Genomic DNA, 19,052 nt, shown 5'->3' on the forward strand with positions numbered 1-19,052 from the left:
ACCTTGGTGCACTCGTCCGACGGCGGTGCATCGTGCTGCGCACCGGGTGGAGTCCCGAACATCCGACAGACAACTCCCCCACCAAGCGGACAACAGAGGCACAGTATGAGCACCCAGCGGTACGGCGTGGACGCTTACGGACAGGTGCTGGCACACAACGCGAAGGGCGTCCTGGCGGCGGCGCGGCGGTGTACGTGGGCCTTGGCCGACCCGGGCGACTTCCTCGCCCCCGTGGCGTCGGACGAGATCCTGCCCGTGGTCCTGGGCGCCGTGCGCGAGCACGAGCGGGACGCGTACGTGGAGCGCCTTCAGTCGTTCGCCGGACAGCACCGTGCGCGTCTTCAGGCGTTGTTGCGCGGGTACGGGCCGGGCAGCAGGCCCGCCGAGTACGGCCGGTACATGCTGGTCGGCCGACCGAGAGCCTGATCATCTGCGAACGGATGGAGAGCGCCCCGTTCCTCCCGCGCGGCCGGTGGGACAAGGCGCTGGAAGCCGTCCTGCTGGACGACCTCGAATTCGCCTGGGGACCACGCATCCGCCTGAGCCGGTGAACCTCTCGGGCGGACGGTGACAGGCCGCACGGAAGACTCCGCGTCGAGGAGATGGGCCGCACTCCGCGGCGTCGGCCTGTCCGCGCCTACGTGATGCGGGGAGGGCATACAAGTGACGCTGTCAGGCTCCGTGCACTCGCGTGCCGCACGGGGCGGTGCCGACCGGCAGCGTGCCTTTGGTGTCAGTGCCGGTCACCCGCGAAGGTGGTGCGCGCCAGCACGGCCTTGATCTCCTCGGCCGCGGCCATCAGGATCTCTCCCCTGTGCCCCCACGTGCTCCCGTGCGCCCGGGTTGAGCTTTTCGGCGCCCTGCCGTTCGGGGAACCGGCCCTCGATCATGGGTCGACTGGGTCGATCGGCAGCGGACGGCAGGTGCGGAGTTCGCCGTTTCCTGTACCGTCGCCGCCGCCTTTCGCCCCGGAAGTCGTCGTGCTTCCAGAAAGGCGCCCATGCCCCTCCGCTCGCGCTTAGCCCATCCGGTCATCACCCTGGTCACGGCCTTCCTCGCCGCCCTTGCCCTCGTCCCGTTCACCGCCACCGCCGCGAGGGCGGCGACCCCGGTCTGCCTCACAGGCACGTTTCAGTTCGCGTACCAGTCCGCCGAGGCCGCACCGAGCAAGCCCATCCGCACCAAAGCGGTCCGCGTCGCCAACGTCGAACTGTGGGGCGCCGAGAAGAGCGGCGACCAGCCCCACTGGCTCGGTGTCTCCCAGCTCACCTCGGATTACGGCGACTACAACCTCTGCTACACGCCCACCACGACCGCCACGATGAGCACCATGTGGGTGAAGGTCTGGGCGGAGAGCCGCCGACTGTGGCGCGTCATCGACGGGATGAACAACTCCTACTACACACAGCAGACCCAGGCCCTGACCAACGTCGCCGGCGGCACCTACAGCCTTCCCACCGTTCGGGCCACGGGGACGGCCGGCCGGGCCTGGCACGCCCTCGACACCCTCTACGACCTGTGGCGGAAACGCGAGAACCCGACAAGCGACTGCTGGACCGCCAACGAGCCGAACAGCAGCACCTGTACCAGGCTCAACGTCTACGTGAACGACGGGGCCACCTCCGCCGGCTACAGCCCCCACTCCCACAGCATCGCCCTCATCGGCGAAGCCGCCGACTCCGAGCACACCATCCTGCACGAGGGCGGCCACTTCCTCCTGCACCGCCTCTACAACGGGGTGTGGCCCAACGTCGACAACTGTATTCCGCACTACATTCCGACGGCGAGTTCCGAGACCTGCGCGTGGACCGAGGGCTTCGCGGACGCCACCGCCGCCTACGTGTTCAACGACTTCGACTACGTCCACCCCGACGGTACGTACACCAGCTTCCTGTACGGCCCGGGGTGGGAGGTCGGCGACCAGGTGCAGGGCAACGTGGCCGCCTCGCTGCTTCGTCTCTGGCGCGGTCTGGAGAACGGCTGGGGGCCGACCCTCACCGCCGTCGCCGCGCAGAAGCCGACCACGTTCCCGCAGTACTTCAACGTCACCCGCCCGAACGCGAACCCGCCCCTCTCCACCGGGACCATGGCACTCATGTTCGTCACCGCGAGCGCCATCGACTACGGGCCGGACATCGTCGGCGACGGCAAGACGCACGGTCTCAGCAACGGTGGCCGGTGGGGGCTGGAGCGTGCCGGCGGCTGCACCGCGACGGCCCCGGCGAGCGTCCGCGTCAGCCATTTCGGCACAGCGTTCAACTCGTCGCTGTGGAAGATCGACACGAACACGGACGGCACCGTGAGGGTGTACGACAACTGCGCCCAGTCTCTGACCCTCACCGCTCCCACCGCCGCCGACGGCGCGGTGACCGCCAAGCCCTTCAACCCGGCGGACGCCTACCAGAAGTGGACCGTCATCCGGAAGAACGGCACCTTCCGGTTCATCAACCCGCAGACCGGACTGGTCCTCACCACCACGGGCATCGACAAGGACTCCCCCGCCATCACCAAGACGCCGAGCAGCGCGAACGTCCAGGGCTGGGTCCGCCTCTCCTAGCCGCATGCCGACCCCCGAAAACCCGTGACCTGGGCGGACCGGAAGGCCGGCCGATGGTGGCGCGGGAAGGCCAGGTCCGCCGCCGGTCTCTGAACACGGGCCTTCCCGGCCGCTGCCCGGCGAGCACCCCCGGGGTGATTCGCAGAGCCAGAGAATGAGCGAGGCCAGGTGGATACCGGCCTCGTAGCGGGCGGCGAGTTTTGTCGCAGCAGGTGGCAACCGCATCCATAGGCGAGCGAGCTGCCCAGAGCCAGCAGCAGAGCGATCACGGTACATCCCTTACCATGCAATGGAACGACTGAACTGTACAGCAAACCGACCGACCCGTGTCAACCAAACGACCGCACGGTGCATTCCAGTGGTCCACAGGAGGAAGGTGATCGGATGCCCGGGACGAACGCAGCCCTGCGGACACTCGCGCACAACGTCAGGGCAGCCCGCACCCGCGCGGGCCTGTCACTGGACGAGCTCGGCCGCCGTGCCAAGGTCAGCAAGGGAGCCCTCGTCGCACTGGAGAAGGCTCAGGGCAACCCGAACTTCGCCACGCTCGTCAGGCTCGCCGACACCCTCGGCCTCTCGGTGTCCGCCCTGATGGAGGGACCCCCGGAAGGCCGTGTCCGCGTCGTGGCCGCCGACACCGTGATGCCGTTGTGGTCCGGCGCCGAGGGCAGCGAGGCCCGGCTCATGCTGACGACCTCAGGCCCCGCCCCGGTCGAGGTCTGGCGCTGGAAACTCGAACCCGGCGAGGAATACCCCAGCCACCCCCACCAGGCCGGGGTCGTCGAAACCGTCAGTGTCACCTCCGGACGCATGACCCTGATCGTCGACGGCACCGAACACGACGTCGAAACCGACCAGACCGCCACCTTCGACGGCAACGCCCCCCACACCTACCGCGGCACCGGTACCGAAACCTGCCACCTGATCATGACCGTCCACCTGCCGCCCGGCCCCGCCTCCCCGCCGTGACCCGGACTGAGAATGCACGCGCAGCGGCGCACCCGCCGGCCGTGCGGCCACCGCCCGCCGCGGCCCTGTCACGCGCGGGCACGCCCCGGTTTCCCCTGCGGGGGCGGCGCACGCCATGAGCCCGTCGTTGGGCATCGGCGCCTACGAGGAAGCCACGCGCAGCTACGGTTCACCAGGCTCTGCAGATGTCCGCGGCCATCGGCGAGAAAGCGATCGGTCGCCTCCCACTGCCCGGGTAAGCGGGACACATGAGCGTTCACGAACCCAGGTCCCGGCTCCGGACCACACCCCACTCACAGTCGACGGGATCACGCCGTGCAACTGCCCCCATTCTTGATCGAGCGCATGTTTGCCGAGCATGAGTTCACATGCCGCGTGAACCTGACCGGATCGGACACCGAAGGTCTGTCGCTGGATGAGCTGTGGGAGGTCGCCCCCGCGGACACGCGCCGGTGGTACGAGTCCCTGACCCTGGGCTACACCGAATCCCCGGGCCACCCGCTGCTGAGGGAATTGGCCGCCCAGTCCTCCGGTCTCCCATCTGGGTCGGCGGTTCAGGTCTTCGCCGGCGCCACCGAGGCGGTGTTCGTACTCCTCAACACCATCCTCAGCCCCAAGGACCACGTGGTGGTCATCGGCCCCACGTACCAGCTGCTGATCGATGTGCCACGTGCGATCGGGCGGAGGTGTCCGAGATCCGCCTCCGGCGGGAGGACGGTTGGCGCCTGGACGTGGACGAGGTCAGGCGCGCCCTGCGGCCGAATACCCGGCTGATCGTGGCGAACTTTCCCCACAACCCCACGGGAGCACTGCCGCAAGCGCCTGTCTTCGAGGAGCTCCTGAGCCTGGTGGACGGCACCGAGACCCTCCTGCTGAGCGACGAGATCTACCGAGGCATCGAACTGGAGCCGCATCGCCGGCTCCCGTCCGCGGCGGCGATGACCGCCAACGCGATCTCGGTCACGGGCGTGTCCAAGGTCATGGGCATGGCCGGGGTCCGGATCGGCTGGACGGTGACGCAGAACGAAGCGGTGACGGCGCGCCTGCTGGACTACCGCTACTGGACGACGCTGGCCACGAGCGCACCGAGCGAAGTCCTCGCCATCGCGGGCCTGCAAGCGGCCTCCGCGCTACTCGACCGGGCCAACAGCCTGGTCCGCGCCAACGCAGGTGCGCTGGCCTCGTTCGTGGAGTCCACGCCTGGGTGGGACTGGGTGCCCCCGGCCGGCGGGACCTGCGCCTACCCGTGGCTGACGGCGACGGAGGCGCGGACGTTCTCCGAGTGGCTGGTCGACCGCCACGGTGTGCTTTTGGCTCCTGACGTGATGTTCGGGCATGCCGGTCAGCACCTGCGGTTCGGCATGGGCAGGGCACTGTTCCCCGAGGGAATGACCACGCTCGTCCAAGCCTGGCCGGAGTGGCAGCGCGAAACCTCCTGAGGAGGCAGGACCGCGGTCCGTGACCTGCTGACCAACCCTGGCGCGTCCGACCCGACCACCACGCCCCGCAGTGCCTTCCGGGCTGTGGATTACGGGTGCCGACGCCCAGCCAGCCGGGCGGAACGGGGCCCACCCAGATTACCGATACGCCGCCCGTCCAATGGCGCGATCCCGCGCGTACAGCGCGCGGACGCCCCTACAGGCCGACCGACTTGAGCATGTCGATCGACGAAGGGGTCCACCGCCTGAACGGCGGGTAAGGCTCGACTGCCCCGAGGACAGTACTTCGAGCGCGAACGCCCAGTCGGCGACACCGTGCGGCAACAGGTGTCCGACGAGCTGGCTGCCGGCCGGGACATCGTCCTCGACCACGGGCTTTGGCTCGCGAGGACCGCGACACGTGGAAGAAGAGCGTCGAGTCGTACGAGTCCATCGACGGCCTGTGGGAGAAAGCCAATGCCGACGTGCCCGACTCCGCAGCGCGTGCTGAGTACGCCGGGCTGGCCAGCCTGCGCGACCTCGCAGCGACGCTGAGGAACAACGCCGGCGACATCCTGACCGAGCGCCAGGGCTGACCCGCACCACCACGGCTCTGAACACGTCGTGAAACTCGGAGTGTTCATCAGTGACACCAAAAGCCGACGCGAACGCCTCACCCCCGAGCAGCGCGACGTCCTCGCGGATCTCGAAGTCCATCGCACCCCGTGAGCCGGGGTGTTGCGACGATCACTCGAACTCAAGAGTTGGTGGGGCCCTCAATGTCTGAACCCTGAGGGTATGAGGGCGCGGTGGTAACCGTCCGGCGGAGTCCGGCGCGGCTGTCACGCAGTCTGTATGCCGCCTGTCACTCGGACCGGCAGGGCGCGAAGGCACGCGTCGGAGTGAACGGGCGGGCCGACCGTCTCACGCGGCTGCTGCGGCACTGGTGTCGACCCCGAGCGTCGAGAGGTCGACGGCGCCCTGGGCGACGATGGCGACGGGGCCGGTGAGGTACATGGTGTCGTCGGGGAGCACGGCGACGCGGAGCCGGCCGCCGGGGGCGTCGATGAGGTAGCTGTCGGCGGCGGCCGTCGGGCCCGCGTTCTGTACGGCGGCGCAGGCGCCGGTCCCCCAGGCGCGGGTCTCCCCGGCGCCGCGTTCGTGGACGCGCAGGGCGATGCGGCCCGGGGCCGTGGGGGCGGCGAAGCCGACGCTGACGCCGTGGGGGAAGGCGTCGGCCGGGGCGAGGGCGGGGGCGGTGGTCAGGTCGCCCGCGTGGTCGAGGTCGTCGAGGAGAACGACGGCGTGGGGGTTGCCCATGTTGATGTGGAAGGGCGGGCCAGGTGCGTCCGGCGGCGGTGACGGTGATGTTGTCGGGGCCGGGCAGTTCGGGGCGTCCCATTTTGACGGTGACCTCGCCCCGGAAGCTGGTGCTGAGGTGCGGTTGCAGCTGCCTGCTACTCAACTGCTCACCTGCCTACCGGCTGGCGGCTCAATGAGGCTTCTGCCCGCCGCCCTGCGGGCAACGGCGGACTTCCACGAGGCCCTGGCGGAAGCTGCGGCCCGAGGCCCCTGCGGGTCCTACTGCCAGGCCGCCGTGTCCGGATCGATGCCGTGGGCGCGAGCAGACTCGTCGATGATCCCCCGGAACCAGGAGGCCAGCCCGGCCCGGATGCCTTCGTAGTGGGCGGAGAAACCCGGGTCGGACTCGAACATCCGTCCCAGGCACACTTGCATCTGCCGCGTGAGTGGGAAGAAGTGGGAGAAGACATCGCGATGACGCTCGACGAGGTTGTTCGCCTCTGAGCTGCCCGGAATGACGCCCTGGTCCAGAGCGTCGCCCAGATCGCGCTGCAACGTCGACATCGCGTCAGACAGCGACTGCCACTGCTCCCGCGTGCGGGAGGCGGAGCGCTCGGCGAACTGCGCCCATTGGAGGGAACCTCCCCACACGGCGCCGGCTCGCTCGGATCGGCGCGCGTCCCAGTCCGCCCCGAATGTCTCCGCCTGCTCTTCGTCGCTCAGGAGGATGCCACGCTCGTGCGCGTGGCTCATTCGTTGCAGGCGCCTGTCGAGCTCTTGCAGATCATGGATCCGCTCGGCGAGCCGGGAACGCTGGTCCCGCAGGGTGGCGCCGATGTCAGCGGTCGGGTCGTCGAGCACCTCACGCACCGCATCCAGCCCGAGCCCGGCTTCCCGGTAGGCAACGACCCGGCACAGACGTTGCAGGTCTCCTTCGGTGTAACGGCGGTAACCCGCCGCGGTGCGCACGGAGGGCGACGCCAAGCCGATCTCGTCCCAGTGATGCAGAGTGCGCACAGTCACCCCCACGAGCCCGGCAGCCGCGCCCACCGTGACACCGTCGTCGATGTCCCGATCAACCATGGACACCATGGTGACCGTCCTCCGCCGCTCCCGGGGCGACGAGCCCGACCGCTGCGAGATCGCGCACCTCCCGACTGTCGGGATCGTTGGGCTTCGCCGCGGTGAACACGACCCGCGCCCGCTCGGGCGTGATCACCTCGATGTCGAGCGTGTTCCACGGGGTCTCACGCGGACCGGTCACGCTGCCCGCCACGAGTTCCCGGCATGCCTGGGCAACCTCGTCGATCTGGCTCATGACGGCCGAGAAGCTCACGCTCAACGTCGGCACCTCGCTCACCTGCGTGTCTGCCGCCGCGGGGACAAGCAGCACGTCCTGGAACGCCCAACGACGCAGATGGACCACCTGCCCGGGAATCCTGAACAGCTCAATGAAGCCGAGCCCGCGCACCCAGAAATCCGTCGACACCGCCAGATCGGATGTCGGAATCGTCACGAACATCGGCATCGCATAGATGCCACGAAAAACCTCCGGTGCAACCGCCCCGGGCCCTCGCTCGGTAAGCGGGCTCATCTCGAACGCGTTGAAAGAATCACTCATGCACCACATCGTCGACCCTCACGCACCGTGAGGGTCAAGCCCGGCAGCGAGTCAGCCCGTGCCCGCGTCGATTCCCTGCCCCACCTCACCCGCAACACAGCGGCGGCAAACGGACCACCGTCTACACCACCGCCAGCCATGTCCGCTCCCTGCGCAACCGCACCGTCCACCACGACCCCCTCATCGGCGGTGTTCCCCTCCCGGACCAGAACGACCGCCGCGGCCGGACCCGCCGGCTCACTCTCTCCGATGCCCACACCGAGATCCTGCGCCTGGCGGAGTACATCGACAAGGACGTCGCCACCTGGCTCGGACAGACCAGCCGCGTTCCCGAGCTGCTGCGCACCCGACCGTAGCCAATCCGGCCCCCTCCCGCCCCACAGCCGGACGCGCCGGAGCGCGGCCGCTCTTCAGCCGCCGCCACTGAACCGGCGGCGGTGAAACGGCAGCGGCTCATTGGGCTTTCGACCTGTTGATCGGTGCCGCTTGTATCCAAGACGCCTTCATGGATGGCACTGGTTCCGCTCGCATTCCGGTCTGACGGGCGCTGAACTGCCGGGAGATATCAGGCCGTTGCAAGATCGATCCGGCCAATCCTCTCGGTAGTGAGGGAATCCGCTGTACGGAACGTGACGGCACGGGAGAGTAGTCGCGTAACGGACTGTCTACGTAAAGTGAGGGTGGCGTGATCTTCGGCAAGAAGGATGGGGACTACACGGGTGGCAACGGGGACCGCGAGGACGTTCCTGGCGGCCTGACCATGCTGCACCAGGCGATGCTGCATACCGGGACCGCGCTGAGCGAGACCCTTGAGCGAGGGCTCGGCGAGGTGAAGACCAACAATGAGGCTGGCCACGTCCGCGTCGCCGAGGGAATCGCCTCGATGACCAAAGCCGTGCAGAGCGTGAAGGACCTGCTGCCCCTGCCGTACTCGGGCCGGGACAACGACACCGTTGACGAACTGCACCGTCTGGGCCGACTCGTAGAAGGCCTGCAGGCCACCCTCCTGGACATGACGCAGACCCTTACGGCCTCTGTTCCGGTCGCCCCTGCGGTCGCGTCCGCAGAGAACGGCCGGCACAACACAGCGGCAGTCGGCACCCTGCACGCCCAAACGCCCCTGCGGAACGCGGTCCCGGAACAGCGCACGGACAGCGCCACCGTTGACGCCCTCCCGGACTCAGACGAATCTGTTCCGGTGGACGGCTCGTCCGTCGCGCCTGAAGCCGGGGCCGAGAGCGAGACCGGGGCCGGGGCCGGGGCCGGGGCCGGAAGGGAGGCTCCCCTGACGCGGGCCCAGATGGCCGAAACCGTACGCGAGGTGCTGGCGCAGGAGCTCGCTCCGCTGATCGCCGCCCTGCCCCGTACGGATGCTGACGAGACGCCCCATGCTGTGGCGGAACTGGGCGAGCAGATTACTGCCCTGCGGGTCGAAGTCGCAGGCCTCGCCCCGCAGGAGCAAGAGCTTGAAGAGCAGGAACGGCCTGTAGCCAATCCCGAGCACAGTACGGTCCTGACACAGGCTGCGGGGATCTCCTCCGCCGTTCTGGTGTGCCACCGCGATCTCTGGGAACTCCTGTCCGGCTGGGCAGGCAGGCACCCGCACTTCCGGATGCCTCCGCACATCGCCGATGAGGGCGAGAACCGGATCGCGGCCGATATCTCGGGCCGGTCCCTCATCGCCGTCCTCATCAGCCTGGCCGTCCTCCGCCGCACCGCCGCCGAAGGTGACGGCGACCGGGAACTCGCCGGCACCGTCTACCAGCGCATCAGCGACAGCCTCGCCTCGCTCTCTCCCGATGACGGCCAGCTCGTCACCATCACCCTGGACGACCGCACGCCCCGCGCCCACCACAGCGGCGACAGCAATACCCCTCCCCCGTCCTGACCCGCACCAGAAGCCTGACAGCGGAGGGCTGCGGGCCCGCCGCCCTCCGTGTTTACTCAACCGCTTTTGGTGCGGGGGCAGGCTGCACGGGATGCCTTCCGCGTGTGATCAGCCCTTCGCAGAATGCGGCTTGGCGTCGAGGAAGGCGGTGTCGACGACGATCCGGGGAGGAGGTCACCCCCCTTCCCCTGACCGCCGGCCCCCGCCCCGGAGACTTCGACGTCCGCGTCACCGCACAGTCGGCCCCCCGGCTTGTGCACCTGCCACATGACCGTCACCGCCCCCTGAACGGCCCGACACCCCGGACACCACCCGGAAGTGCCCCGTGCCGCGCTTACCAGGCACTTCCGCACCAAAACACCATCCGGAAGCCCTCCCCTTGTCCGTTAACCCCGGAGCCGGACGTTGGTGCTGCCCCGTGGTCTATCTGGGCTACTGGGTGATGTTGACCATCCAGGTGATCCCGAACTGGTCAACGAGCGAGCCGGCCTCGTCGCCCCATGACTGTTTCTCCAGAGGGAGCGTCACGATGCCGCCGACGGACAGCCTTTCGAAGTAGTCGCGGAGTTTGGCGTCGTCGCCGCCGAGGACGACCGCGACGTTGTTGCCTGGGGTGTGGGGCATCCCTTCCCGAACGTCCCATGCCATCAGCGTGTAGCCGTCCGGGGTGCGGAGCGTGGCGTGCATGATCTTGTCGGGGTGGGGCACGTCCAGCGAGCCGTATTCGGCGTAGGTGCCCATATCCAACTGGCCACCGAGGACGTCCTGATAGAACTCGATCGCCTGCCGTGCGTTCCCGTTGAAGGCGAGGCACGGGTTGAGTTGCGATCCCATCTGAGCTCCTTGGCGTGAGTGAGCCGAACGGCTTGAACGTAGCAACGGGCACTGACATTGATGCTGATACTCAGGTTCCGGTGGCCGTGGCTCGGGCACTGACTGACGCCCTGCTGGGCTGTCCTCAAGTTGTTCTGTCCGGCCGCCGGGACCTGTTCTCATGGCTCCGGCCGGGCGGAACATGACCTGATAGGAGCTTGGTCAGAAGCCCCCTCAATGTCCTGTCTGCGCCACCCGGCCGGCGCCCACCTTCGGCTGGGAAGGCAGTATCAGCATGACATCAGAGGTTGTGGAGGACGCCGCGGACCAGGTCGTGTCCGGCGGGGTCGACTCCCATACCGACACCATTCACGTCGCAGTGATCAGCGACAACGGCGGCCACCTCGCGGACGCCGAGTTCGCCACCACCACCGCCGGATACGCCGCCGCCCTGGCCTTCCTGAACGCCCACGGCCACGTGAGGGCGATCGGTGTGGAAGGCACCTCCTCCTACGGGGCCGGCTTCACCCGTGCTGCGGTCTCGCGCGGGCAGCATGTCGTTGAGGTCAACCGTCCCGACCGGGCCGAACGCCGTCGCATCGGCAAGTCCGACCCCATCGACGCCTACGCCGCCGCCCGCGCCGCCCTGTCCGGACGGGCCTCCAGCGCCCCCAAGGACGACACCGTCGCCGGGATACGCGCCCTGCACAACGCCGCCCGCTCCGCCGTCAAGGCCCGCACCGCCGCCCTGAACCAGGTCGGCAGCATCCTCGTCACCGCTCCCGAGGCCATCCGCGCCCGATACGGGCAGCTCACGCGCCCGATACGGGCAGCTCAAAGGGAGTGACCGCACCGACGCCCCGGCCCGGCTGCGGCCGGCCGGGGACGCCGTCCACACCGCGGTCCTCACCGCACTGAAGAGTCTCGCCCGGCGCATCAAGGAACTGACCGCCGAGCACCAGGCCCTGGTCAAGGCCCTGGACAACGTGGTGAGCGTCCACAACCCCGGCCTGCGAGCCGCCTACGGAGCCGGCCCCGACACCGCCGCCCAGCTCCTGGTCACCGCGGGCGGCAATCCCGAACGCATGCGGACCGAGGCGTCCTTCGCCGCCCTCTGCGGAGCCGCACCCGTTCCGGCCTCCAGCGGCAGAACCAACCGGCACCGTCTCTCACGCGGAGGCGACCGGGCAGCCAACGCCGCCCTCTGCCGCATCGCCCTCGTCCGCATGTCCAGCGACCCCCGCACACGCGACTACGTGGCACGACAGACCGCCGCCGGCCGCACGAAGAAGGAGATCATCCGGCTGCTGAAACGGGCCGTCGCCCGGGAGATCTTCCGCTGCCTGACCACCACGGTCGCCGTCCCCGCCATTGCCGACCTGCGGCCGCTGCGGCAGTCCGAGAACATCACCCTCACCGCCGTCGCCCGTCACTTCGGTGTCTGGCCCGCCACCATCTCCACCCTCGAACGCGGAATCCGCCGAGACGACAACCTCACCCACGCCTACCGCGACTGGCTCCATGCGGCCTGACCGTTAGACGCGAACACTTCACTCATAGACAGTGGCGGCCTGAAGCGCTCTGGCCAGGAAGGTCCAGTCCCCACCTTCGGGGAGTTCCTTCCCGACGTTTCTGGTACCAGCCCGGCGAGTCATGCATCCATGCCGCAAGAGCCTCAAGGAAGCGGTCGAGGCTCTGGTTCTCCCATTCGTATCCTCTGCGGAGGTAGTCCTGACGCAGTTCTCGAACGAAGGAGACCAGTTCGTCGCGGCTGCGGACTTCGTCGTCGGGAGTCAGTGACATGCAGCGAAAGTACCTTGCGCCTCGTGCCTCAGAACGCTTGACGAGCAATAGGAGCATCAACGCCCGAGCCCTGGCAGCACGACGGTCAGCTGTCACCGACAGTCCAAGATCCCCGGCAGAGCCGCTCAGCTCGTTATGTGATCTCTGCGGCCTTTGAGGCGATTGGGTTCGGTGATGGTCTCGGGTCGCCTGGTCGCTTTGCCCACGTCGTGACGGGTGGCGAGATGACGGTTCTTCGACCCGGCTGACCTGCCTGGCCCGGGTGTTGAGGGTTACGGTGCACGGGCTGGGCAGTGCAGAGGCTGTCGCACGGCTCCTGCCCGGTGAAGGTCAAGAGCGATTCCTGGGCGCGTGCTTGATCAGTTTGTTGAGGTTGTGGACCGTGCCGAGGAGATTGATCTCGGTGTCCACCGCACGGTGGCCGCGGTAGTTGAGGCGCCGCCCGGACCGCTGGAAGAGCTGGGCGAACCCCGGCTCGACCAGGGCGCTTCGCTGTCGGTACTGAGCCCGACCTGTTGGGGTGGCGAGGCGATCCGCCATGTCCTGCTGGCCGGCAGGGCCGGCTGACGTTTCGCGGGGAAACCTGCCTGGTCGGCATCGCTGGTGACCGAGACGAGTAGCGGAAGGTCCGCGAGGACTTTGAAGGCTGTGGCCGAGGCGTACCCGCTGTCGGCGAGCCAGGGCCGGATATCGCCGGGGAGCCCGGCGGCCTTGTGGTCGCGCTGTGTCGTCTTCACCATCGGCAGGAGGCCGTTCTGTCCGAGGGATTGTTGTGCGCTTCGATGGCCAGCATGAACTGGCGGCGAGCGCACACGATCTGGATGTTGTATCCCTGCAGGTGCCGTCGCGTTTACCCGGAGCCCGCCGGGAATCGGGATCGGTCAGGCAGGCAGGCACGGGACTCCGGGGAGGGTGCCGGTCGGGGTGTGCGGGCCCGCTCCAGCCAGTCGCCTTCGCTGGCGAACGAGGAGGGTCTTGTGCTCCGCCGGGACCGGCGGCGGGCCGTTCGCTCCGCGACGTCCTGCGGCCCGGTCCTCCCGGGCGCGGAGCTCGTACTTCTTCAGCTTCTCCCGGTGATCCTTGGTCTCAGCGGCCAGACGCTTCTCCGCCCGGGCCACCATCCGCTCAGCAGCTTCGACCTTGATCCGGATCTCGGTGGGTGACGGCAGGGCTCGTTCATACAGCCTGTCCCTGGCCGAGTTGGCCCTGGTGAGCCGGTCGCACAGCCGGGACAGGCGAGACCAGTTGTCGCACGCGTCGTCCTCACCGTCGCCCTGGGGCGCCGTGCCGTCGGCCTCGCAATGGCCCGGGGCGGGCCGAAGCGGCGGATACCCGACGGGCGCCGGTCCGCCCGGACGGTGAGCTGCCCAGGCGACGCGACGAACAAGATACAGGTCTGAACGGGTTGCACCGATATGACCGTTAGGCCGGGTCGCCACCGTTGTTGATCCAGGCGTCGACGGATCCGTCCTGGTGGAGCAGGAGGTAGTCGTCCCGGCCGTCCCCGTCCATATCGGCGAAGCCACCGGAGCGACGCTCCCGGGCACGGTGCCGGAGGCCACCTGGCCACGGTCGATCCACGCCGGCCCGTCAGATGTGTCGCCGCCCGCGTTGATCCAGGCGCGGACCGCGTTGAACCGGTCGACCACGAGGTAGTCGGCGCGGCGGTCGCAACTGAAAGCGGCGAGCTGCGAGTGCCCTTGGCTCCCGCGCCGGAGGCGATCTTGCGCGCTCGCCCCAGCCCGGCTTGCCGTCGGCGTCGCCATCGGCATTGATCCAGGCGTGCAGTTCGCCCAGGGGACCGAGTACGAGGTAGTCGTCGCGGCCGTCGCCGTTGATGTCGGCGAACTCGACCCGCTACCCCGGCGGGCCGCCGAAGCCGGGGGCGATCTCCCCCCGCGGGATCCAGCGTCCCGGCTCGTCACTGCACTCGCCGCCGCCACCGTCGCGGTTGTTGACCCACCCGACGCCGATGGCCCACTCGGTCTCACGGCTGAAGGCGTCGGTCATCTTCCGATAGCCGGATGCGTTGGGGTGCAGCCCGCCGGGTCGGAGGTCTCCACAACTGTGGTGACTGGAAGAATTTCTCACCGGGTGGGTGAGGAAAGGTCTCTGGGTCGCTGACAAAGCTTCAGTGCCCTACTGAGAATCGGTGAGGCACTGAAAGGGAGGTGTTATCCGACCGGGGCCACCAGCCTGATTCGCGGGCGAACATATCGTCAGGTTCGGTGTCGTACACATCGTTCTCGGCGGTGATGGCCTCGCACTACGCGACGCGCTCGTAGACGACGGTGGTGGTCGGGCAGTCCTCCGCGAGACCCAGCAGCGCCTGCCGCTCGGCGTCGTCCATGACCAGGTCCCAGCGGAGCTTCGTGCCGCCCCAGGTAGCTGAAGGGTCAGTGGTCGTCGGTGATGCGGGTGGCGATGCCGTTGCTGATCTTCACCTCGGCGGAGACGCCCTTCCGCGCGGCGGCTTCCAGCTCCTGCTCGGTGCACTTGGTGGCGGACTGGTCGTTCTCGTCGCCGCAGATGTCACCCGCGCCCCAGATCTCCGTGCCATCGGACGTGAAGAATGCCTGCTCCTCACCCTTCTGGCCGCTGACCGTGTACTTGCCGGGCGCCAGGTACGACACATTCCCGAACCACGTACCGCTCACGCCCTTGCCCCCCTTACCCTCGCCGGCCCCGTCGCCGACACTCCCGGGCGTGGATACCGAACCGGGCTTGCCAGTACCGCCGGCATCGCTCCCCGCGGCCGGCGCCTTCGTGCCGGAGGGGGCCGACGCGTCGGCGTTGCTGTCCGCACCCGATGAGTCCTCAGCCCCGGCAGCCGTCTCCGTCGAAGAGGCGGTGGCCGTTGCGGCCGAGGATGCCTTGTCGCCCGTGTCGCTCTGGCAGGCCGTCAGCAAAGCGGTTCCAGTGACGAGGGCGGCGGCGAGCAGAACGGAACGAGTACGCAGGGAGGCCATGAGGGCGGTCCTTCGAAGAGTTGGAACAGCTGACGTCTGTGAACTGCTTGTTCATGCACCATGCACCACGTCGTACACCGAGAACGGGATGTCCTTGATCCACGACGTTCCTGTGACCATTCACGGACACGACGAAGGATCGCCGTCCGGAAAGCGATACCTTCGTCCGCCGCTCGCCGGACGGTACGGCAGCGAGACGATCTGCCGCGACCGTGCCGGCGCCTCCGCTTCGGCCGCCTCCGCCGCAGCTCCCGACGCGATCCAGATCGCAAATCGGCGGCATGTCCGACAGAGCCGGGCGTAGCTCCTCCGAAGGGATGGCCCCATCAGTACCGAGCTGCGGGTTCACAGCTGGGGCGCTCGGGACCGGGACCTTCACCACCGGCGCCGACACCGTTTGTGTGTCCTGCGGGCCAGGCGCGAACACGCCCTCGATCACCACGGGAGCTGCCAGAGCCTCAGCCAGTTCCGCACGCGCGATCACCCGACCCTCCAGCACCATCTCCGCCATACCCAGCTCGGCCAGAACCCGGTCCGCTTCCACCCGGAGTTCCCCCCACCCGCACCCGCACCCGGGCCACCGTCTCCCGCCCTCCAGCAAACCCATCACCGAAGCCACCGGCCACCTCCACGCCATCCAGGACGAACAGAACGCCCCACCCTTCCCTCAACCGTGCGGAAACTATGCCTGACCAGCGGAAACCTGCGAATCACATCTGATAAGACAACGGCTTCTGAGAATCCTCAGGTTTCCACCTCCGACAGGAAGTCAGCAGAGCTTGCACACGCTCAACGTGAGGCTTCCGTCGGCGGGGCGCGGGAGATCCACTCATCCAGGTGACCCCCTCTCGCCGGCCGCCACGGAGCGGAGGCGTGTGCGCGGCGGTTTTGTCTGCCCGCGTCTGCAGCCGCTGGAGAAGGCTTCTGAGGTCAATCTGAAGTGGCTGGCTACCGCAACCTCCGCGACCAAGGACGCGCCGGTCTGCTGGCTTCGCTGCTTGGGGTTCTCGGTGAACTGGGCGAACGGCGCGGGCCCGGCGCCGCGGCGTGCCTGTCACAACTTACGTGCAGACCGAACCGCTTCCGGATCGGACACGTGATCACCAGTGACACATTTATGCCGCACCTCCTGAGGACATTCATGACGCCCAGATGGCCGCTTATCACCACGATCACCGTATTGACCGTCGCGTTGGCCTTCGTCGTCGTCCAACTGGTGCGTGGCCAGGACTCCGGGACGGCGCAGGCAGGGGCGAAACCGGCCGCGTCGAGCCCCGGCGTGCCGAGAGGGCCGGAATCCACGTCGGCGACGCCCGAGAAGCACGTCGGCAAGGACAAGAGCCCGGTGCCCTCCGAGGTCCCCAGCACGGGGACCACGAGGCACACCTCACCGACGGGGCAGACGACCGCCCAGGCCGAGCTCCCGGAAGACGCCGCGGACGAGGCCCCTACGACGGCCCCGGCGCCCGTCGTCATCGAGCCGGTCGCGAAGCTGCACGCCGCCACGTCCTGGAAGTCCGGCCGGCTGCAGCTGGGCATGCAGGCCGACGGCAACCTCGTGCTTTTCGACCGGAAGGAGAAGCGGGTGCTCTGGGCTGCCGGCACCTCCGGCAAGGACAATATGGCGGCCTTCCAGGATGACGGCAATCTCGTCGTCTACACCGCTGCTGGTCGAGCGATATGGGCGTCGAACCCCGTCGGCTTCACCAATGCCACCCTGGTTATCCGGCCCGACGGCAACGTCGTCATCATGGCCGGTGGGAAGCAGGTGTGGGCCACGAACACGCACATCTGACGCTGGCTCTGTCGATGGCGAAGAGCAGCTGGGCGGTGGCCGGCGAGACGCCGTCGGCCGCCCGTCCGGCGCTCGGGGAAAGGCGCTGGCTACGTACGCAGGCGGCAGCCGGTACCGTTCCGTTGCCGGGTGCCAGCGGTGCCTCCGCTCTCCTCTACAACGACATCCCGGCCGCGGCAGGTGCCTCCCGCGGCGTTGCCGGATCCGCAGTTCAGCACGCCGCGTGTGCTGGGCGTGGACGACTTCGCGATCCGCCGCGGGCAGACCTACTCCACCGTCTTGACCTGCGTGGAAGCCCATCGCGTGGTCGAAGTGCTCCCGACGCGTGAAGCCGGGCCGCTGGCCGCGTGGCTGATCCGTCACCCCGGCGTGGAGATCATCTGCTGAGACCGGGCCGGCGCCTACGCCGAAGGTGCCGCCGCGGTGCCCCCGATGCCCTGCAGGTCGCTGACCGGTTCCATCTGTAGCAGGGCCTCGGCCGGGCCGTGGAGACCTGCGTCGCCACCCACCGCGACTGCCTGCGCAGCCCGTCGCCCAGCGGCACACTGCTGGAGGCGATCGGACGTGGTGCCTGGTGTGTATCTGTTTGGGACGGTTATGCGGCGAGGGTGACGGTGGGGGTTCTGGATTCGTAGAAGGTGCCGTCGCGGAGCATCGCGAAGAGGACGCTGATGCGTTGGCGGGCGAGCCGGAGGAGGGCTTGGGTGTGGGTTTTGCCGCGGGCTCTTTGCCGGTCGTAGTAGGTGCGGGAGGCCGGGTCGGCGTTCATGCAGGCGAAGGCGGAGAGGAACATGGCGCGTTTGAGCTGCCGGTTTCCGCCGCGTGGTGCGTGTTCGCCGTGGATCGAGGTTCCCGAGGACCTGGTGTGGGGGCGAGGCCGGCGTAGGAGGCGAGGTGGGCGGCGCTGGGGAAGCCGGTGCCGTCGCCGGCGGTGACCAGCAGGACGGCGGCGGTCCTGACGCCGACTCCCGGCATCGAGGTCAGGACCGAATGAAGAGGGTGGGCCTCCAGCAGGCCACTGATCCGGGCCTCCAGGGCCCGGCGCTGGTCGTGGACCGCTGCGAGCGAGGGGGCCAGGGACGGGATCACGATGTCGAGGGTGCCCGTTCCCGGGACCACGACGGTCTGCTCGTCCAGGGCGTCGAAGACGTCGTCGATCAGCCGGGCGGCCATGCGCGGGCCTTGGGACGGATCACCTCGACGAGTCTGCGGCGGCCGGCCTTCCGCAGAGCGGCCGGGGATCCGTATCGCTCGAGGAGCCAGGTGCCAGCCCGGTGGTCCAGCCGCGGTCCCAGGACCCGCTCGAGGCTGGGGTGGAACTGGGTGAGCAGGCCACGTATCCGGTTGGAGGTTCGGGTGGCTTCCGCCGCGAGGTCCTGGTCGAAGCGGTCAGCACCGTGAGCTCGGCGGTGATCTCGTCGGTCAGCTGAAGCGAGCGCAGGGTGTGGGGCATGGTGCGGGCCGCGTCCGCGTTGACCGCCGCGTCCTTCGCGTCCGTTTTCGCCTCGCCCGGGTAGAGGTCGGCGATCCGTCGCATCGCGAGTCCGGGCAGGTAGGCGACCTCGCAGCCCGCGTCGCGGGCCACGGTCAGCGGCAGAGCGCCGATGGACGCGGGCTGGTCGACGATCACCAGGACGGTGCCGAACTTGGCTTTGAGCTTGTCGAGGACGGCCCGCAGTTTCGGTTCGCTGTTGGGCATCGGCTTGTCGAAGACCTTCTTCCAGGCCGGAGTCAGCCCGTGGCCGTGGTGAGCGGTCTTGCCTACGTCCATCCCGAGGAAGACACCCACGCCTTCGAGTCGAACGTCGCACCCTCTCCGGGTCGTTGACCGTGCCGGCTTCGGCAACGGCACCGTGCTCGCGCATCCACGTTATGCAGACCTGCCGCCCACGTCTCTGCCCGGCATCGCGCCGGACC

General features: G+C 68.6%; 19 protein-coding genes and 2 pseudogenes. 11 read left to right on the plus strand and 10 right to left on the minus strand.

Features of this window, described 5'->3' with window-relative positions; genetic code table 11:
- Window positions 1-105: 105 nt before the first annotated feature.
- The 6 genes from A6A29_RS15730 (at window position 106) to A6A29_RS15750 (ending at window position 5,540) form a co-directional block, all read left to right on the plus strand.
- Entirely contained in the window at window positions 106-426 is a 321-nt protein-coding gene (locus A6A29_RS15730; RefSeq protein WP_073720718.1) for a hypothetical protein, read from the plus strand.
- Between the two features lie 574 nt (window positions 427-1,000).
- Window positions 1,001-2,557, plus strand: coding sequence for an RICIN domain-containing protein (locus A6A29_RS15735; RefSeq protein ID WP_073720719.1), 1,557 nt, complete (start codon window positions 1,001-1,003; stop codon window positions 2,555-2,557).
- Window positions 2,558-2,941: 384 nt separating this feature from the next.
- Window positions 2,942-3,526, plus strand: coding sequence for a helix-turn-helix domain-containing protein (locus A6A29_RS15740; protein ID WP_073720720.1), 585 nt, complete (start codon window positions 2,942-2,944; stop codon window positions 3,524-3,526).
- Window positions 3,527-3,901: 375 nt separating this feature from the next.
- Window positions 3,902-4,300, plus strand: a complete 399-nt coding sequence (locus A6A29_RS45805) for an aminotransferase class I/II-fold pyridoxal phosphate-dependent enzyme (RefSeq protein ID WP_198953095.1) — start codon at window positions 3,902-3,904, stop codon at window positions 4,298-4,300.
- Complete coding sequence (locus A6A29_RS15745) at window positions 4,213-4,965, plus strand: pyridoxal phosphate-dependent aminotransferase (protein ID WP_158074399.1); 753 nt, start codon at window positions 4,213-4,215, stop codon at window positions 4,963-4,965. Before A6A29_RS45805 ends, A6A29_RS15745 begins: the two co-directional genes overlap by 88 nt.
- Before the next feature lie 377 nt (window positions 4,966-5,342).
- A complete protein-coding gene (locus A6A29_RS15750) occupies window positions 5,343-5,540 on the plus strand; it encodes a hypothetical protein (RefSeq protein ID WP_073720721.1) in 198 nt (65 codons plus the stop codon).
- A gap of 328 nt (window positions 5,541-5,868) precedes the next feature.
- Here A6A29_RS15750 and A6A29_RS15755 read toward each other — a convergent pair whose 3' ends face one another.
- The 3 genes from A6A29_RS15755 to A6A29_RS15765 all read right to left on the minus strand — a co-directional run bounded on the left by A6A29_RS15755 (window position 5,869) and on the right by A6A29_RS15765 (window position 7,867).
- A complete protein-coding gene (locus tag A6A29_RS15755; protein ID WP_073720722.1) occupies window positions 5,869-6,264 on the minus strand; it encodes a hypothetical protein in 396 nt (131 codons plus the stop codon).
- Window positions 6,265-6,525: 261 nt separating this feature from the next.
- Window positions 6,526-7,329 carry a MerR family transcriptional regulator gene (locus A6A29_RS15760; protein ID WP_198953084.1) on the minus strand — a complete coding sequence of 268 codons (804 nt, stop codon included), beginning with the start codon at window positions 7,327-7,329 and terminating at the stop codon, window positions 6,526-6,528.
- Entirely contained in the window at window positions 7,322-7,867 is a 546-nt protein-coding gene (locus tag A6A29_RS15765) for a glycosyltransferase (protein ID WP_073720809.1), read from the minus strand. Before A6A29_RS15765 ends, A6A29_RS15760 begins: the two co-directional genes overlap by 8 nt.
- Window positions 7,868-8,552: 685 nt before the next feature.
- Here A6A29_RS15765 and A6A29_RS43055 point away from each other — a divergent pair.
- Window positions 8,553-9,755 (plus strand): hypothetical protein, encoded by a 1,203-nt coding sequence (locus A6A29_RS43055; RefSeq protein ID WP_079182783.1) that lies wholly within the window; start codon window positions 8,553-8,555, stop codon window positions 9,753-9,755.
- A gap of 432 nt (window positions 9,756-10,187) precedes the next feature.
- Here the strand turns inward: A6A29_RS43055 and A6A29_RS15775 are convergent, their stop codons facing one another.
- The gene (locus A6A29_RS15775) at window positions 10,188-10,589 is read right to left on the minus strand and encodes a VOC family protein (RefSeq protein WP_073720724.1); all 402 of its coding nucleotides are present in this window, start codon (window positions 10,587-10,589) and stop codon (window positions 10,188-10,190) included.
- Window positions 10,590-10,863: 274 nt separating this feature from the next.
- On the opposite strand from A6A29_RS15775, the gene A6A29_RS46550 reads away from it, so the two are divergent.
- Together A6A29_RS46550 and A6A29_RS46555 are read left to right on the plus strand one after the other, a co-directional pair.
- A complete protein-coding gene (locus A6A29_RS46550) occupies window positions 10,864-11,415 on the plus strand; it encodes an IS110 family transposase (RefSeq protein ID WP_241838496.1) in 552 nt (183 codons plus the stop codon).
- A gap of 142 nt (window positions 11,416-11,557) precedes the next feature.
- Window positions 11,558-12,100 (plus strand): IS110 family transposase, encoded by a 543-nt coding sequence (locus A6A29_RS46555; protein ID WP_241838497.1) that lies wholly within the window; start codon window positions 11,558-11,560, stop codon window positions 12,098-12,100.
- Window positions 12,101-12,122: 22 nt separating this feature from the next.
- Here the strand turns inward: A6A29_RS46555 and A6A29_RS48045 are convergent, their stop codons facing one another.
- From A6A29_RS48045 to A6A29_RS15805, 5 genes and pseudogenes are all read right to left on the minus strand, one after another.
- The gene (locus A6A29_RS48045) at window positions 12,123-12,428 is read right to left on the minus strand and encodes a DUF7660 family protein (RefSeq protein ID WP_443333355.1); all 306 of its coding nucleotides are present in this window, start codon (window positions 12,426-12,428) and stop codon (window positions 12,123-12,125) included.
- A gap of 68 nt (window positions 12,429-12,496) precedes the next feature.
- Window positions 12,497-12,682, minus strand: a pseudogene (locus A6A29_RS47825) (NF041680 family putative transposase); the annotation flags it as partial.
- 19 nt (window positions 12,683-12,701) lie between these two features.
- Window positions 12,702-12,911, minus strand: coding sequence for a transposase (locus A6A29_RS48050; RefSeq protein ID WP_158074400.1), 210 nt, complete (start codon window positions 12,909-12,911; stop codon window positions 12,702-12,704).
- A gap of 1,317 nt (window positions 12,912-14,228) precedes the next feature.
- The gene (locus tag A6A29_RS45250) at window positions 14,229-14,381 is read right to left on the minus strand and encodes a hypothetical protein (protein ID WP_158074401.1); all 153 of its coding nucleotides are present in this window, start codon (window positions 14,379-14,381) and stop codon (window positions 14,229-14,231) included.
- Between the two features lie 386 nt (window positions 14,382-14,767).
- Window positions 14,768-15,340: a hypothetical protein gene (locus A6A29_RS15805; RefSeq protein WP_073720727.1), complete on the minus strand. Its 573-nt coding sequence runs from the start codon at window positions 15,338-15,340 to the stop codon at window positions 14,768-14,770.
- 940 nt (window positions 15,341-16,280) lie between these two features.
- On the opposite strand from A6A29_RS15805, the gene A6A29_RS15810 reads away from it, so the two are divergent.
- Both A6A29_RS15810 and A6A29_RS46565 read left to right on the plus strand, forming a co-directional pair.
- Complete coding sequence (locus A6A29_RS15810) at window positions 16,281-17,135, plus strand: hypothetical protein (protein WP_158074402.1); 855 nt, start codon at window positions 16,281-16,283, stop codon at window positions 17,133-17,135.
- Window positions 17,136-17,330: 195 nt separating this feature from the next.
- Complete coding sequence (locus tag A6A29_RS46565) at window positions 17,331-17,522, plus strand: transposase (RefSeq protein WP_241838499.1); 192 nt, start codon at window positions 17,331-17,333, stop codon at window positions 17,520-17,522.
- A 208-nt stretch (window positions 17,523-17,730) separates the two neighbouring features.
- Here the strand turns inward: A6A29_RS46565 and A6A29_RS15820 are convergent.
- A pseudogene (locus A6A29_RS15820) lies at window positions 17,731-18,906 on the minus strand (IS110 family transposase).
- Window positions 18,907-19,052 lie beyond the last annotated feature (146 nt).

It is taken from the genome of Streptomyces sp. TSRI0281 (genome assembly GCF_001905125.1).
Lineage (GTDB): Bacteria > Actinomycetota > Actinomycetes > Streptomycetales > Streptomycetaceae > Streptomyces.

Coding starts and splice junctions, on each gene's coding strand:
- A6A29_RS15730 (WP_073720718.1), top strand. CDS start 106: ATGAGCACCCAGCGGTACGGCGTGGACGCTTACGGACAGGTGCTGGCA.
- A6A29_RS15735 (WP_073720719.1), top strand. CDS start 1,001: ATGCCCCTCCGCTCGCGCTTAGCCCATCCGGTCATCACCCTGGTCACG.
- A6A29_RS15740 (WP_073720720.1), top strand. CDS start 2,942: ATGCCCGGGACGAACGCAGCCCTGCGGACACTCGCGCACAACGTCAGG.
- A6A29_RS15755 (WP_073720722.1), bottom strand. CDS start 6,264: ATGGGCAACCCCCACGCCGTCGTTCTCCTCGACGACCTCGACCACGCG.
- A6A29_RS15760 (WP_198953084.1), bottom strand. CDS start 7,329: ATGGTTGATCGGGACATCGACGACGGTGTCACGGTGGGCGCGGCTGCC.
- A6A29_RS15765 (WP_073720809.1), bottom strand. CDS start 7,867: ATGAGTGATTCTTTCAACGCGTTCGAGATGAGCCCGCTTACCGAGCGA.
- A6A29_RS15775 (WP_073720724.1), bottom strand. CDS start 10,589: ATGGGATCGCAACTCAACCCGTGCCTCGCCTTCAACGGGAACGCACGG.
- A6A29_RS46550 (WP_241838496.1), top strand. CDS start 10,864: ATGACATCAGAGGTTGTGGAGGACGCCGCGGACCAGGTCGTGTCCGGC.
- A6A29_RS48045 (WP_443333355.1), bottom strand. CDS start 12,428: ATGCTCCTATTGCTCGTCAAGCGTTCTGAGGCACGAGGCGCAAGGTAC.
- A6A29_RS48050 (WP_158074400.1), bottom strand. CDS start 12,911: ATGGCGGATCGCCTCGCCACCCCAACAGGTCGGGCTCAGTACCGACAG.
- A6A29_RS45250 (WP_158074401.1), bottom strand. CDS start 14,381: ATGACCGACGCCTTCAGCCGTGAGACCGAGTGGGCCATCGGCGTCGGG.
- A6A29_RS15805 (WP_073720727.1), bottom strand. CDS start 15,340: ATGGCCTCCCTGCGTACTCGTTCCGTTCTGCTCGCCGCCGCCCTCGTC.